General features: G+C 68.1%; 13 protein-coding genes. 3 read left to right on the top strand and 10 right to left on the bottom strand.

The annotated features are described in order from the left end of the window. Nucleotides 1-48 precede the first annotated feature (48 nt). The 4 genes from ABE485_RS27145 to ABE485_RS27130 form a co-directional block, all read right to left on the bottom strand. Nucleotides 49-1,080: a FecR domain-containing protein gene (locus tag ABE485_RS27145; RefSeq protein WP_346518354.1), complete on the bottom strand. Its 1,032-nt coding sequence runs from the start codon at nucleotides 1,078-1,080 to the stop codon at nucleotides 49-51. Between the two features lie 8 nt (nucleotides 1,081-1,088). Then, nucleotides 1,089-1,610, bottom strand: coding sequence for a sigma-70 family RNA polymerase sigma factor (locus ABE485_RS27140; RefSeq protein WP_346518353.1), 522 nt, complete (start codon nucleotides 1,608-1,610; stop codon nucleotides 1,089-1,091). A 112-nt stretch (nucleotides 1,611-1,722) separates the two neighbouring features. Further along, nucleotides 1,723-2,427: a GntR family transcriptional regulator gene (locus ABE485_RS27135; protein WP_346518352.1), complete on the bottom strand. Its 705-nt coding sequence runs from the start codon at nucleotides 2,425-2,427 to the stop codon at nucleotides 1,723-1,725. 16 nt (nucleotides 2,428-2,443) lie between these two features. Then, nucleotides 2,444-4,219: an IlvD/Edd family dehydratase gene (locus ABE485_RS27130; RefSeq protein ID WP_346518351.1), complete on the bottom strand. Its 1,776-nt coding sequence runs from the start codon at nucleotides 4,217-4,219 to the stop codon at nucleotides 2,444-2,446. Between the two features lie 221 nt (nucleotides 4,220-4,440). Between ABE485_RS27130 and ABE485_RS27125 the strand changes: the two genes are divergently transcribed. Beyond that, on the top strand, nucleotides 4,441-5,436 hold the full coding sequence (locus ABE485_RS27125) for a Bug family tripartite tricarboxylate transporter substrate binding protein (RefSeq protein ID WP_346518350.1): 996 nt from the start codon (nucleotides 4,441-4,443) through the stop codon (nucleotides 5,434-5,436). 291 nt (nucleotides 5,437-5,727) lie between these two features. After that, nucleotides 5,728-7,725, top strand: coding sequence for a cyclic di-GMP phosphodiesterase (gene pdeR / locus ABE485_RS27120; RefSeq protein ID WP_346518349.1), 1,998 nt, complete (start codon nucleotides 5,728-5,730; stop codon nucleotides 7,723-7,725). Nucleotides 7,726-7,749: 24 nt separating this feature from the next. Here pdeR and ABE485_RS27115 read toward each other — a convergent pair whose 3' ends face one another. Continuing rightward, complete coding sequence (locus ABE485_RS27115) at nucleotides 7,750-8,634, bottom strand: crotonase/enoyl-CoA hydratase family protein (protein ID WP_346518348.1); 885 nt, start codon at nucleotides 8,632-8,634, stop codon at nucleotides 7,750-7,752. 321 nt (nucleotides 8,635-8,955) lie between these two features. Beyond that, complete coding sequence (locus ABE485_RS27110; protein WP_346518347.1) at nucleotides 8,956-9,699, bottom strand: SDR family oxidoreductase; 744 nt, start codon at nucleotides 9,697-9,699, stop codon at nucleotides 8,956-8,958. 112 nt (nucleotides 9,700-9,811) lie between these two features. Between ABE485_RS27110 and ABE485_RS27105 the strand changes: the two genes are divergently transcribed. Then, on the top strand, nucleotides 9,812-10,723 hold the full coding sequence (locus ABE485_RS27105; RefSeq protein ID WP_346518346.1) for a LysR family transcriptional regulator: 912 nt from the start codon (nucleotides 9,812-9,814) through the stop codon (nucleotides 10,721-10,723). Here the strand turns inward: ABE485_RS27105 and ABE485_RS27100 are convergent. The 4 genes from ABE485_RS27100 to ABE485_RS27085 all read right to left on the bottom strand — a co-directional run. Next, on the bottom strand, nucleotides 10,702-12,096 hold the full coding sequence (locus ABE485_RS27100; RefSeq protein ID WP_346518345.1) for a GntP family permease: 1,395 nt from the start codon (nucleotides 12,094-12,096) through the stop codon (nucleotides 10,702-10,704). The two genes, ABE485_RS27105 and ABE485_RS27100, sit on opposite strands and share 22 nt — an antisense overlap. Nucleotides 12,097-12,184: 88 nt before the next feature. Further along, on the bottom strand, nucleotides 12,185-12,994 hold the full coding sequence (locus ABE485_RS27095) for an aminoglycoside phosphotransferase family protein (protein WP_346518344.1): 810 nt from the start codon (nucleotides 12,992-12,994) through the stop codon (nucleotides 12,185-12,187). A gap of 100 nt (nucleotides 12,995-13,094) precedes the next feature. Further along, nucleotides 13,095-14,366 (bottom strand): MFS transporter, encoded by a 1,272-nt coding sequence (locus tag ABE485_RS27090; protein ID WP_430795470.1) that lies wholly within the window; start codon nucleotides 14,364-14,366, stop codon nucleotides 13,095-13,097. A gap of 2 nt (nucleotides 14,367-14,368) precedes the next feature. After that, a partial coding sequence (locus ABE485_RS27085; RefSeq protein WP_346518342.1) for an amidase occupies nucleotides 14,369-15,487 on the bottom strand: 1,119 nt, incomplete at its 5' end.

Below are 15,487 nucleotides of genomic sequence, written 5' to 3'. Positions count from 1 at the left end.
AACCACGCAAAACGGATCAGCTTGCACAAGGTTTTTTTGTAACAGCGCTCAGGCGCGCGCCGCGCCGGGTCCCGCGATCAGATGCAGGCGGCGGCCGCGCCACAGCCGGGATTCGGCCTGCACCCGCACATCCAGGGTCGCGCTCAAGGCCGCGAGCACCTTGTCGACGTCGTTGACGGGAAAGGAGCCCGAGAGCTGCAGTCCGGCGACGGACGGGTCGCAGGACAGCGTGTCGCGGCAGTAGCGGCCCAGCTCGGCCAGGAAGTCGTCCAGGCGCATGCCGCGCGCGACGATGAATCCGTCTTTCCAGGCGACGCGGTTTTCCTCGGCGGCGGCGGGCTGGGCCACGCCATGCGCGGAATACAGGGCGCGCAGGCCGGCCTGCAAGGTGAGCCCGTGGTCGGCGTCGTCGCGCGGCTGGATCTGGACGGCGCCCTGGTACACGCTGACCTCGGTCGACGCGTCCAGGACCCGGACGGTGTATTGCGTGCCCAGCGCGCGCGCCGTGCCGTGAGCCGTTTCGACCAGGAAGGGGCGGGCTGCCGCGCCCGCCTCATGGGCCGTGGAAACCAGGATCTCGCCCGCGATGAGCGCCACGCGCCGCTGTGCGGCGCTATAGCGCACGTCGATGGCGCTGTCCGTGTTCAGCACGATCCGCGTGCCGTCGGGCAGGCTCAGGTTGCGCCGCTGCCCGATGCCGGTGCGATGGTCGGACGTCCATTCGCGCCAGGGCGTGGATTGTCCGACGCTCCAGGTTGCGCCGCCGGCGATCGCCAGGACGCTCATGGCCTTGAGCGCGCGCCGCCGCTGCGCGGACGCGGGCGCCGCCAGCGCCGCCTGCGCAATCGCCGCGCCGCCGGCGCCGGCGATCGGCTGCAGCGTGCCGCGCACGGATTCGATGCGCAGCCAGGCGCGTTCGTGGTCCGGGTGCGCGGCGCGCCAACTGGCCCATTCGCGCACCGTTTCGGGCGCGACCGAGCCGTCCTGCAATTCCACCAGCCATTCGAGGGCGCGCTGGGCGACGGCGGGAGACAGTGCGGAGGCGTCGCGGGTGGCCCGGTACCAGGGAGAGGCGCTCAAGGGTCGGCTCATCCCGTGAAGGAAAGGTCGGCGAAGCAGCAGCGCTGCAGGGCCTTGACGAGATAGCGCTTGACGGTGGGGATGGAGATTCCCAGCGCCTGCGCCACCTGCGCATGGGTCTGCCCCTCAAGCTGCGACAGCAGGAAGGCCTGGCGCACGGGAGCCGGCAGGCCGTCGAGCAGCCGGTCCAGTTCCAGCAGCGTCTCCAGCACGATGGCCCGGTCCTCGGGCGACCAGTGCACCGCCTGCGGCGCCTGGGCCAGCGCGTCAAGATAGGCGCGCTCCAGTTTCTCGCGCCGCCAGTGGTTGGACACCAGGTGCTGCGCCACCGTGGTCAGGAAGGCGCGCGGTTCCGACAGCGTGGCGGGCACGCGGTCGCTGCTGAGCAGGCGGATGAAGGTGTCGTGGGCCAGGTCCTCGGCCTGATCGGCGTTGCCCAGGCGGCGGCGCAGCCAGCCCCTGAGCCAGGAGTGGTGGTCGCTATAGAGCGTTTCGATGGAGGAGGGGAAGGCGCATCCCGGCGTACTCAAGATCCAACCTTTTGATCAAGCCGCCGGCGCCTCGGGTGACGAAACGGGACAACTGCTCATGCGAATTTCGGAAATAGTAATTGTTATTATTACCGAATCCGGGAGGGACTTGTCAAATTGTTGCCAGATAGGCGCTGGTCTGAGAGAACGCCTGCTGCGACGCCAGGTAAGCGTCGCGCGACGGAACCAGGTGGTCCCGGCACACCGCCATCAGCGCGTCGCGGTCGCCTTCGCGCAGCGCCTGGATCATGGTCCAGTGCTCCTGGCGGGCGCGTTCGCGGTGCCCGGCCGTGACCAGCGAGCCGAAGCGGATCGGATGGGTGCGGCGGGCGTATTCCTCGATGGCCTGGCCCAGCACGGCGTTGTCGAGCAGGCCGAAGAATTCGCGGTGAAAGCGCTGGTTGCTGCGGAACACCCGGCGGGCGTCGCCGGCGGCCACCGCCGCGTCGTGCTCGCGCTGCACCGCCACCAGCGCCGCCAGCCGCGCTTCAGGCACGGGCAGCGGCATCTGGCTGGCTGCGTGCACTTCCAGCACTTCGCGCAGCGCGTACAGTTCCATGACTTCGCGCACGGAAAAGTCGCGCACCACCGCGCCGATGTTGCGCTTTTTCTCCACCACGCCCAGCAGTTCCAGGTCGGCCAGCACCTGCCGCACCGCGTGCCGCTTCATGCTGAAGCGCGCCATCAGCTCGTCCTCGGTCAGGCGTTCGCGCGGGTGCAGCCGGCCGAAGACGATGTCTTCTTCCAGCGTGGCCACCGCGGCCTGTACGGCGTCGGGGGCCTGTTCCTGCAAGGCGTCGGGCGTGATGGCGTTCATGGCGTGACGGGGAGGCTCACTGCTTGGGTACGGTGTCGTTCGTGACGCCGGCGCGCAGGAAGTCGAAGTCGACGCCCTGGTCGGCCTGCGTCACGGTCTGCAGGAACAGCTTGCGGTAGCCGCGCTCGGCGGTGGGGCGGGTGATCGGCTTGGCCGCCGCGCGCCGCGCCAGTTCGGCGTCGTCGACCAGCAGCGCGATTTCGCGCCCGGCCACCGACAGGCGGATGCGGTCGCCGTTCTGCACGTAGGCCAGGGGACCGCCGATGGCGGCCTCGGGCGTGACGTGCAGGACGATGGTGCCGGCGGCCGTGCCGCTCATGCGGCCGTCCGAGATCCGGACCATGTCCTTGACGCCCGCGCGCGCCAGCTTCTTGGGAATGGGCATGTAGCCGGCTTCGGGCATGCCCGGCGCGCCGGTGGGGCCGATGCGCTTCAAGACCAGGATGTCGTCGGCGGTCACGTCGAGCGCGTCGTCGTCGATGCGCAGCGCCATGTCCTCGGCGTCCTCGAACACGACGGCGCGGCCTTCGTGTTCCATCAGCTTGGGGTTGGCGGCCGATTGCTTGATGATGGCGCCGCCGGGCGCCAGGTTGCCGCGCAGCACGGCCAGGCCGCCCACGGGGTAGATGGGCGAGGCGGCGGTGCGGATCACGTCCTGCTTGAAAGCCGGGGGCGCGGCGTCCAGTTCTTCGCCCAGCGTGCGGCCGGACACGGTCAGCGCATCCAGGTGCAGGAACGGGCGCAGTTCGCGCAGCAGCGCGGGCATGCCGCCGGCGTCGTGGAAGTCTTCCATGTAGTGCTGGCCCGACGGCTTCAGGTCCACCAGCACGGGCGTTTCGCGGCTGATGCGGTCCAGGCCCGCCAGGTCGATGTCGATGCCCAGGCGGCCGGCGATGGCGGTCAGGTGGACGATGCCGTTGGTGGATCCGCCGATGGCCAGCAGCACGCGCAGGGCGTTTTCGATGGACTTGCCCGTCAGGATGCGGTCGGGCGTCAGGCGCGATGCGGCCATGGCGACGGCGGTGGCGCCGGTGCGTTCCGCCACGCGCACGCGGTCGGCGGTGACGGCGGGGGCGGACGCGCCGCCGGCCACCATCATGCCCAGCGCCTCGGTGATGCAGGCCATGGTGCTGGCCGTGCCCATGACGGAACAGGTGCCCACGCTGGCGACCAGCTGGTTGTTCACGTCGGCGATTTCGACAGCGTCGATTTCTTCGGCGCGGTAGCGGCCCCAGTAGCGGCGGCAGTCGGTGCAGGCGCCGACGCGTTCGCCGCGGTGCGAACCGGTCAGCATCGATCCCGTGACGAGCTGGATGGCGGGCACGCCGGCCGACGCCGCGCCCATCAGCTGCGCGGGCACGGTCTTGTCGCAGCCGCCGATCAGTACGACGGCATCCATGGGCTGGGCGCGGATCATTTCCTCGGTGTCCATGGACATGAGGTTGCGCAGGTACATGCTGGTGGGCTGCGAGAAGCTCTCGTGCACCGAGATCGTGGGAAAGTCCATCGGCAGGCCGCCGGCCAGCATGACGCCGCGCTTGACGGCTTCGCTCAGTTGCGGGGCGTTGCCGTGGCAGGGGTTGTAGCTGCTGCCGGTGTTGACGATGCCGATGATGGGACGCGCGAGCGCGTCGTCGGACAGGCCGGCGCCCTTGATGAAGGCCTTGCGCAGGAACAGCGAAAAGCCCTTGTCGCCGTAGTTGGTCAGCCCGCGGGCCACGCCCTGCGCGGTGGCGCTGTCGCTGTCAAAGGGGCCCTTGGCGGGCTTGCCGCCCTTGGTCTCGTCCGTCATTTTCAGTCCCGATAATATTATTGATAATCCTGGGGCAACATCATATCCAGCCCTTTGCGATGCCTGCAAGCGCTTTATCTGGCCTTGCTGATTGATCGTTATTGAAGATCAGTCGATAGAAAAATGTTGATTCTTCAATCAAGGCAGGCCTCCTACACTTGCCCCGTTGACGAACCGGGCGTCCGTTCATTCCTATACCCATCCCGGCTGGAGAGACCCACATGTCAGACCTGCGTCTGCGGCCGCGCCGTGCCGTGCTGTTTTCCCTGCTGGCCCTGTGCGCCGGCGTTTCCGCCCCGGCGTTCTCCGCCGACGCCTATCCCGACAAGCCCATCCGCCTGATCGTGCCCTATCCGCCCGGCGGCGCGACCGACGTGATCGGCCGCGTGCTTGCGCAGGAACTGACTGGCGCGCTGGGCCAGACCGTGGTCGTGGAAAACCGCGCCGGCGCCGCCGGCAACATCGGCGCCGACCAGGTCGCCAAGGCGCAGCCCGACGGCTACACCCTGCTGATGGGCGCGCTGACCAGCCATTCCATCAACGCCGCGCTGTACCGCGGCCGCGTCACCTACGACGTGGAAAAGAGCTTCGCGCCGGTGTCCATCGTGGGCACGGTGCCGCTGGTGTTCGTGGTGAACCCGTCGGTGCAGGCGAACACGCTGTCCGAATTCATCGCGCTGGCCAAGTCCAAGCCCGGCTTCATGACCATGGCCTCGGCCGGCAACGGTTCGCCCCAGCACCTGGCCGGCGAAATGTTCAAGCGCACCGCCGGCGCCGATATCCTGCACGTGCCCTACAAGGGCAGCGGCCCCGCCATGACCGACCTGATGGGCGGCCAGGTGCTCAGCATGATCGAGACCGTGCCGGCGTCGCAGGCCAACATCAAGGCCGGCAAGCTGCGCGCCCTGGCGGTGACGTCGTCGCAACGCGTCGAGGCGCTGCCGGGCGTGCCCACCGCCGCCGAAGCCGGCCTGAAGGATTTCGAGGTCAGTTCCATGTTCGGCATCGTGGCGCCGGCCAACACGCCGGCGCCCGTGATCGACCGCCTGAACGGCGAACTGAAGAAAATCCTGGCCAAGCCGGACGTGAAGGCCTCGCTGCTGAACCAGGGCGCCATCGCCACCTGGACGACGCCGGCGGACGCCAGCGCGCGCGTCTCGGCTGAAGTGGCCCGCTGGACCAAGGTCATCGACGAGGCCGGCGTCAAGGGCGACTGAAGCCCCTCGCGCCGGCGCGGTTTGCGCCATTTACGCCACACGCCGGAAATCCTGATCGGATTCTCCGGCGTTTTCGTTCATACGAAGTTTGAAAAAAAACGAAATAATAGATTCGCGCGCCTGGTTTGACCCGCGTGAAATGCCGCAGTATTTCAGAGGTTTGCATCACAGGGGCGAGCTCCTGTGCAATAAATCGCAATACAGGATTTTGTCGCCTAAATAATGTGGTTGACCCCAAATTAAGGAGATCGTAATGTGCTTTGCGGGCCTTAGGACGGCGGGGGGATACCAATGACTGAGAACCAGGACGAAAAATCGATCCTGCACACGCATTTCGGTACGCATAGCCCATATTGGCGATTGTCCGCCGACAGCGACGCGATCGAGCTCGCCGCTGTCAAGGGCGCGACCAACATCGCGATGGCCTTGCGCCCGGACCAGGCGGAGACCGTGCGCGGGCTCACCGGCATCACGTCCAGCGTGCGCATCGACATTTCGCTGTACGGCGAACTGCTCCACCTGCATCTGGTCGGCCGCAAGATCAATCCCAACGAATGGGCCGGGACGGCGTCCGCGCACACCGACACCGAATCCGTCGCCAAGGACCTCGTCGAAGGCCTGTCGTTCGCCGAAACGGTGGTGTCGGAGGCCAATTCGGTCATCGTCATCGTCGACCAGAACGGGCGCGTGCAGCGCTTCAACAAGCTCAGCGAGGAATACACCGGCAAGCGCGAGCAGGACATCGTGGGCCGCAGCGTCTTCGAGATGTTCATGACGCGGGAAGAGGCCGTCGCCTCGCGGCGCAATATCGCCGAGTTCTACAAGCGCGGGCAGTCTTACGAAGTCGAGCGCACGATCAACACGGTCAAGGGCCCCCGGCTCTTCCTGTTCCGCAACAAGTTCGTCACCAGCGGCAGCGGCGAAAAGCGCGTCTACCTGATCTGCTCCGGCACCGACATCACCGAAGAGCGGCAGGCGCAGGAGCGCCTGCGGGTGCTGGCCAACACCGACATGCTGACCAACCTGCCCAACCGGCACGCGATCACCTCGCGGCTCAAGACCGCGCTGGCGGCGGGCCGGGAAGGGCGCGGCGGCGTGCTGTTCCTGGACCTGGACAACTTCAAGCGCATCAACGACCACTACGGCCACGGCTTCGGCGACCGGCTGCTCAAGGCGGTGGCGGTCGCGATTTCCAATTGCCTGTCCGACGGCCAGACGCTGGCCCGCCTGGGCGGCGACGAATTCATCGTGCTGCAGGAAGAGGCGCAGGCCTGGCAGTTGGAAGCCACCGCGCAGCGGATCATCGAACGGCTGCGCGAGCCCTTCCGCCAGGGCCTGATCGAGGTCTACACCAGCTGCTCCATCGGCATCGCGATGTACCCCGACCACGGCGCCGACCTGGACAGCGTGGTGCGCAGCGCGGACATTGCCATGTACGTGGCCAAGGAAGCGGGCCGCCACACGTACCGCGTGTTCCAGCACGAGATGGACCGCCGCAACGCCGACTACGTCTGGCTGGACACGAACCTGCGCAAGGCGCTGGCCGAAAATCACCTGATGCTGTACTACCAGCCCAAGCTCGCCGGCCGCACGGGCGAGGTCGATGGCGTGGAAGCCCTGGTGCGCTGGCGTTCGCCGGAACGCGGCATGGTCGGCCCCGACACCTTCATCCCCTACGCCGAGGAATCGGGCCTGATCTCGCCGCTGGGCGTCTGGGTGATGCGCGAGGCGGCCAGGCAGGCCGCGGCCTGGAAGCGCGACGGCCTGAACATCCGCATCGCGATCAACATGTCGGCCCGCCAGCTGGACGACAAGGGCGTGGTCAGCGAATTCATGCGGGCCATCAGCGACGCCAGCCTCGATCCCTGCCTGCTGGACATCGAACTCACCGAAAGCTGCCTGATCGACGACGAAGGCGCCGCCATCGAACTGATCAAGCAGTTCCGCCAGCTGGGCGCGCGCGTCCACCTGGACGACTTCGGGACGGGCTATTCCTCGCTGTCGCAACTGGCGCGCATTCCGCTGGACGCGATCAAGCTGGACGCCAGCTTCGTGCGCGGCGTGAACGAGAACCCGGTGTCGCAGGCGCTGGCGCGCGCCATCGTCGCCGTGGCGCGCACCCTGGAGCTCAAGGTCATTGCCGAGGGCGTCGAAACCCAGGAAGAGACCGCCTTCCTGGACACGCTGGGCGTGGACGCCAAGCAAGGCTATCTGTACGCCAAGCCCATGCCCGCCGAAGCGTTCACGGCCTGGCTCACGCAGCGCCGCCGGCTGCACCTGATTGCCTGACGCAACCGGCGGCGCGCCGCCGGGTCAGTGCATCGTGGCCACTTCGCCGGACTCCGGGCTGACCGCGCTGCGGCGGTTCTGCGCCATCACCAGGCGTTCCATGTAGGCGCGGTCCTTGGGGTCGATCGAGAACGCGGCCTCGACCCAATCCTCGGTAATGTCCATCAGCTCGGAACGCGACAGGCTCAGCACGCGCTGGCGCGCCCGCAGCATGGCGCGCATGCCGTTGAGCTTGGGCCGCATGACGTCGATGAACGTGCGCGTGGCCTTGAAGGCGTCGCCCGGCTCGAACAGCACGTCCACCAGGCCCCGGGCATGGAACCATTCCGCGGTGTGCGATTCGCCCGTGCCGATCAGTTCTTCAGCCAGCTTCATGCCCGAGCGCCGCGCGACCAGCGAATAGCCGCCCATGCCCGGGAAGAGGTTGAACGCCATCTCCGGAAAGCCCATGCGGGCCGTGTTCTGCGCCAGCACGAAGTGGTGGGCCAGCGCGGCCTCGAAGCCGCCGCCCAGCGCCGTGCCTTCGATCATGGCCAGCGAAATGGCGCCGGTGTCGAAGCCGCGCGTGGCGGCATGGACGCAATCGACGCATGCGCGGGCATAGGCCCGCAGCGCTTCGCGCTTGCCGGTGCGGATGGATTCGGCGAAGAAGTTGAGGTCGCCGCCGACGTTGTAGATCTGCGGCACCAGCGAACCCGTGACCCAGAAGTCGATGGGCAGGCCGGAATCCTTGGCGGCGCGCGCCAGGGTCATGATCTCGTCGATCAGTTCATGGTTAAAGCACGGGCGCGGTTGCGCGCGCAGCATCATCCACATGACGCGGCGTCCCTCCTCGTAAAACGCGGAGATCTGCTTCAGATTGCCTGCTGCGGTGAAGGGGTGGCAGTCCGGATGAATGAGTTGATTCATTGCTTTCGTCCAATCGATCAAGGTGAGTCGGAGTACTGCCGGGTCAGGCTAAACCACACCTTCCGGAGTCCGTCTCATGCAAACCTCGTCCAACTGGCCAGACTTTTCCGTAAATCAAAGTCCCGAGCGCGCGAAGCGGGAATTTGAGAAACGGCGTTGACGCCTCACCCCATCAGTCGATGCCGCCATGGGTAGAACGGATGAGGGCTTCAATGAATCCGCGGCGCGCGGGGCGGCAGCGAAAGAGCCCGGCCGGACGGCCGGGCTCGTGCGTAGGGATGAGCAGGCGGCGCGGCCCCGCGGCCGCGCGCGCAAAAAAATTCAGGCCACGCCGCCGTTGGCGCGCAGGATCTGGCCGTTGACCCAGCCGCTGTCGGACCCCGCCAGAAACGACACGATGCCGGCGATGTCATCCGGTTGGCCCAGGCGTTCCAGCGGCGGCATCTTGGCGTAATGCTCGATCAGTTCGGGGCTCTTGCCCTTGAAGAACAGCGCCGTCGCGACGGGGCCGGGCGCCACCGCGTTGACCCGGATACGGCGGCCGCGCAGCTCCTTGGCGAAGACCTGGGTAAAGCTTTCGACCGCCGCCTTGCTGGCGATGTAGACCGAGTAGCCGGGCAGGTTGAGCGCGACGGTGGTGCTGGACACGTTCACGATGCTGCCGCCATCGGCCAGGCGGGCGGCGGCCTCGCGCAGGGTGTTGAAGGTGCCGCGGGTGTTGATGTCGAAGGTCTGGTCGTACAGTTCGTCGCTGGTCTCGGCCAGCGGCTGCACCTGCAGGACACCGGCGCTGTTGACCAGCACGTCGATCCTGCCCAGGCCGGCTTCCACGGCCTCGAACATGGCGCGCACCTGCGCCGGCGTGGACACGTCGGCGCGCACGGCCAGGGCGCGTCCGCCGGCCTGCCGGATTTCGTCGGCCAGGGCCTCGGCTTGCGCCGCGCTCGCGGCATAGTTGATGGCGACGGCAAAGCCGTCTGCGGCCAGCCGGTGCACGATGGCGGCGCCGATGCCGCGGGAACCGCCGGTGACGAGGGCGACGCGCTGGGGGGCTTGGTCATTCATGGGGTTTCTCCGTTGAGGGGATGAGACGAATGATCGACTATTCCGGAACAAAGATAATTACCCTTGTTTTGCTAAGATAATTTCATTTGTATTAACAATTGACGGAGCAGGGATGGATCGTTTCGAGGAAATGCGGGTGTTCGTGCGCATCGCGGAGCGCGGCAGCTTTTCCAAGGCGTCGGAAGACCTGCGCATACCCCGCGCCACGGTCACCAACCTGATCAAGCGCATGGAGGCCCGCCTGGGGGCGCGTCTGCTGGAACGCACCACGCGCCAGGTGCGGCTGACCCTCGACGGCGAGGCGCACTACCAGCGCTGCGTGCGCCTGCTGGCGGACCTGGAAGAGGCCGACGCCGCGTTCCTGGACGCCGCGCCCAAAGGCCTGCTGCGGGTGAATGCCCAGGGTACGCTGGCGCGCTTTTTCGTCATGCCGGGCCTGCCCGACTTCCTGGACCGCCATCCCGGCATCGCGCTGCACCTGGGCGAGGACGACCGCCTGGTGGATCTGGTGCGGGAAGGGGTGGACTGCGTGCTGCGCGCGGGCGTCCCGCAGGATTCGACGCTGGCGGGCCGGCGGATCGCGCTGATGCCGCAGGTGACCGTGGCCAGTCCGGCGTACCTGGCGCGTTTCGGCGTGCCCCTGCGACTGGAGGACCTGGACAGCCACCGGGCCGTCGACTACGTGTCCAGCGCCACGGGGCGCGGCGTGCCGCTGGACTTCACGGTGGATGGGCGCAGCGTGCAGGTGCGCCCGCGTGCGGCCGTCAGCGTGTCGGGCGCCGAACTCTACACCAGCGCGGCGCTGGCGGGCCTGGGCCTGGCGCAGGTGCCGCGCTACCGGGTGGAGCGCGAGCTGGCGGCGGGCCACCTGCGGATCGTGCTGCCCGACGCGCCGCCCGCGCCCATGCCGGTGTCGGTGCTGTATCCGCAGAACCGGCAGGTGCCGGCGCGGGTGCGCGTCTTCACGCAATGGCTGGCCGGCGTCTTCGCCGCGGCCTTTGATCAGACGATGCCGGTCAGGTAGAAGACGCCGATCACCACGAATACCGACAGCGTCGAAATCAGCGTGATGGCGAAGATGTCGCCATAGGATTGGCGGTGCGTCAGCCCGGTGACGGCCAGCAGGGTGATGACCGCGCCGTTGTGCGGCAGCGTGTCCATGCCGCCGCTGGCCATCGCGGCCACGCGGTGCAGCACTTCCATCGGGATCCCGGCGGCCAGCGCGCCGTCGATGAAGGTCTGCGACATTGCGGCCAGCGCGATGCTCATGCCTCCCGAGGCCGACCCCGTGATGCCCGCCAGCGTGGTGACCGCCACGGCCTCGCCGACCAGCGGATCGGGAATGGCCTTCAGGCCCTCGGCCACCAGCAGGAAGCCCGGCAGCGCCGCGATGACGCCGCCAAAGCCGTATTCCGCCGCCGTGTTCATCGACGCCAGCAGCGCGCCGGATACCGCGCTTTTGCTGCCTTCGGCGAAGTGCGCCTTGATGGCGCGGAACGAGAACAGCAGGATGGTGACGATGCCGGCGATCAGCGCGCCCATCACCGCCCACAGCGCCACCTGTTCCTCGGCGCGCACGGGCATGGGCTCGGGCAGGCCGGGCAGGTCCACGACCGAGCCGGCCGGGTACCAGCCGGGAATCCAGCGCGTCAGCAGGAAGTTCATCACGCCCACCACCACCAGCGGCAGCAGCGCGATCAGCGGGTGATGGTCGCGTTCGCTGGGCGGCGTGGCCGGCTCGTTGCGCAGGTCCGTGCCGTAGGTCTCGCCGGCCGCGGCCGCGCGCTTGCGCCGCCATTCCAGGTAGGCGATGCCGGCGCTGAGCGTGAACGCCGCGCCGATCAGTCCCAGCCAGGGCGCGGCCCAGGTCGTGGTTTCGAAGAATGTCGTGGGGATGATGTTCTGGATCTGCGGCGTGCCGGGCAGCGCCGTCATGGTGAAAGTAAAGGCCCCCAGCGCGATCGCGCCGGGCATCAGCCGCTTGGGGATGCCGCCCTGGCGGAACATCTCGGCGGCAAACGGATAGACCGCGAACACCACCACGAACAGCGACACGCCGCCGTAGGTCAGCACGGCGCACACCAGCACGATGGCCACGATGGCGCGCTCGGCGCCGATCATGCGCAGCACCGCCTGCACGATGGCCCGGGAAAAACCGGACAGCTCGATGAGCTTGCCGAACACGGCGCCCAGCAGGAACACGGGGAAATAGAGCTTGGCAAAGCCCGCCATGCGCTCCATGAAGATGCCCGAGAACACGGGCGCCAGGGCCGACGGGTCGGTCAGCAGCACCGCGCCCATGGCCGCGATGGGCGCGCACAGGATCACGCTGTAGCCGCGATACGCCGCCAGCATCAGGAACGCCAGCGCCGCCACCACGATGAACAATCCGGTCATTCGATACTCCAGGAATGAAGAGGCAAGGGGTGAGGGGACTACACCTTACCGCATCATGCCTGCGCCCTTGCGACGCTGGGGCCCGGATTCAGCGGTCCAGCAGCGCCTGCGCCTGGCGGGCGATGTCCAGGTCGATCGCGGCGTCGTCGCCGTCGCCCATGTACCAGGCGGCCGACAGGCCGCACCACGCGACGACCCAGCGCAGCAGCCGCTGGCGGTCCAGGCCCGAGAGCGAGACGATGATTTCCAGCCGCCGCTCGAACTGGCCGGGCACGATGGCCACCGGCGGCACGGGATCGGCCAGGTCCGGGTTGCAGAAGATGTTGGCGTAGTCGAAGGCCCGCTCGCCGTGCAGGCGCTTGGGGTCGATCACCAGCCAGCCGCGGTCGCCGAAGTCCAGGACATTGTCGTGATGGAGGTCGCCGTGCAGCACGGCCAAATCCCGCGGATCGTCCAGCAGGGCGCGGGCGTGGCGGGCGCTGTGCGCCAGGATGCCGCCGTGCGCCCGGGCCATGGGCCAGAGCTCCACGAACCATTCCTCGAGCGGGCGCAGGGCGGGCAGCGGCTTGTCGCGGGGAGCGTGCAGGTCCTTGAGCACGCCGCAAAGGATGCGGGTGGCGTCGTCGTCGCGCCCGGTGCGCGCATAGTGCGCCAGCGACCGCGTGCCGGTGGCGCGCTCCAGCAGGATCGCATCGTCGTCGTGCGCCAGCACGCGCGCGGCGCCGCGGCCGTCCCACCAGTTCATCAGCACGCCGCCCTGTTTTTCGTCTTCTTCGAAGGACACCTTGAGCATGGCGGGCGCGCCGTCATGCAGGACGGGCAGCAGTTGCGCCGCGCGGGTCACGATGGGGGCGCCGTCGGGCGCGAGGTTCCAGCGGCTGAGGTAAGCGTCGAACATGAAGAGGCGCAAGGTATTCGGGTGGGGGAGTGTCTATAGTAGGGCTTGCGCCGACCCTGGCCGGCAGACAGGAAGGACGCATGGCCGAATGTCCTGTGGTTCAAGGTGCGCGCGCTGTCGTCCGAGGGACGGCGCGTTCCGGAAGAAAGGCCGTGATTGCCAACGCCATCCCATTCCCTGCGGCGGCCGCGATGATCGGCAGTGTGTAGCTGCTGCCCAGGTCATAGGCGTAGCCCGCCGCGACCGGCCCGATCAGGGTGCCGAACGCCACGCTGGTGTACAGCATGCCGATGATGGCGCTGACATGGCGTCCGCCAAAGTAATCCATGACGACGGCGGGCAGCAGCGCCACCCAGCCGCCATAGAACACCCCGAACGCCAGTGCAAACAACGCCAGCGTCCAGAACTGGCCGGATGCGCTCCAGAGCGCCAGCGCGGCCGCCATTCCGCCGTACATGGCCGCAAGTGAGGCGCGCCTGCCCAGGCGGTCCGCCAGCGGTCCCAGGCCGAATCGACCGGCGGTGCTGCCCACGCCGATCGCGCTGAGCAGCAGCACGGCCAAGCCCGGCTTCACGCCGTGGTCCAGGGCGTAGGGCACGAGATGCACGAACGGCACAAACACGCCGAACGCGCAGACCAGGCAGGCAAGGTAGAGCAAGGCAAAGGCTTTGCTGCGGATGGCATCGCGTACGGACACGGACACGCCCGCCGGCATCGGGGCGGTTGCCGGCGGCGGCGGCAGGGGCGTTCCGTCCGGCGCGAGGCCCCGATCCAGCGGTGAATTTTCCACCCAGCGCGAGGCGGCCACCCCTATTACCGCCACGCCCGCGGCCATCGAGAGATAGGCGGCCCGCCATCCCCACAGGTCGATCAGCGCCGACGCCAGCGGCGGCACGAGCAACGTACCCACGCCGATGCCGCTGACCGCCAGCCCTGACGCGAGCGCGCGTCGCCGCTGGAACCATCGCTGCACCGCGCCTATCACCGGGACATACGAACACCCCACGCCCAGTCCCACCCCCAGTCCATAAGCCAGGTAGATCTGCGCCATGTTCCGCGCCGCGGCGGCGAACAGGAGGCCCGTCGCCAGCAGCAGCATCCCGGCCAACGCCAGGGCTCGCGAGCCGTAGCGGTCTGCCAGGGGCCCGCTGACGACGCCGAATCCGAAGTAAAGGCATCCCGCCAGCGAAAACACCAGCGACACCGCGCCGCGCGAGGCGCCAAAATCGCGCTGCAAGGCGTCGACGAAGGTACTGAAAGAATAGGCGCTGCCGAATCCCAGCAAGGTAATCGCGAAGGCGGCAGCCACGACAAACCATCCCTGAAAGATCCTGCCGTTCGAGGACAGCGCGGCGGCCTGTTGCGTACGCATCGTCATGCTCCTTTTGCAGGTGCGGGCCTGCGCAAATGCCAGGGCGTGGCCGCCTGGAATGCGGCGCCCAACCTGAACAGGGTGGTCTCCCCCAAGTGGGCCGCCACCAGTTGCAGGCCCATCGGCATGCCGGCGTCGCACCGGCCCGCCGGCAGCGTCAGGCAGGGATGCCCGGTCATGTCGAATACGCAGGTGTAGCGCTGGAGCGCCGCGACCAGACCGGGCTGGTCGCCCAGTGTGCGGATGGCGCGCAAGGTCAGCGGCGGCATGGGCTGCACGGGCGTCAGCAGCGCATCGATCCCGGTGAACAGGGCGTCGACTTTGCCGCGCAGCGCCATGCGGCGCAGCAAGAGGCGCTGATAGTCCGGGCCGGACAAGGCGTGTCCCGCATCGAGCACCGCCGCCAGCACCGGACCATACTCCGCGCGGCGGGAAGGATACGTGTCCGCGTGGGCGACAGCGGCTTCCACGGCGCAGATTGGCGCCCAGTCGCGAACCGCCTGTTCGCCGTCCGCAATCGGAAAGCGAACCGGGATCCGCGTCGCGCCCAGCTCCTCGAAGGTCTGCGCGGCTGCCTCCAGCATGCGTTGCGTTTGCGCATCCACGCCCGTGCGGTTCCAGTCCGGATCGACGCCAATCCGCAGGCCATGGAGGGAGCCGGCGGACAGTTGCGTGTAGCGCGGCACCGGCGCTTGCAATGCGGTAGGGTCCAGCGGATCGGCGCCCGCCATGATTTCCAGCATGGCAGCCGCATCCCGCGAACTGCGCGCGATAACGCCGATGTGATCCAGCGAAGCCGCCAGCTCCATCGTGCCGTGCCGGCTGACTCGGCCCCAGGTCGGCTTGATCCCGGTCAGGCCGGTGGCGGCGCAGGGCCAGCGGATTGATCCACCGGTATCCGATGCCGTCGCCGCAAAGCAAAGGCCAGCAGCCGTTGCCGCCGCGGATCCGCTGGAGGAGATGCCGGTCCAGTAGTCCGCGTTCCAGGGATTGCGCGGCGGGACGATGGCCGGATGGTGATCGGAGTACGCGCCTTCCGTCATCTGCAATTGGCCCAGCAGCACCGCGCCTGCGTCGCGCAGGCGGCGGACGACGGTGGCGTCGTGCGCCGCCGGCGCGTC

It is taken from the genome of Achromobacter spanius, from assembly GCF_039673305.1.
Lineage (GTDB): Bacteria > Pseudomonadota > Gammaproteobacteria > Burkholderiales > Burkholderiaceae_B > Achromobacter > Achromobacter spanius_F.
This window is presented reverse-complemented; position numbering and strand designations above follow the sequence as displayed.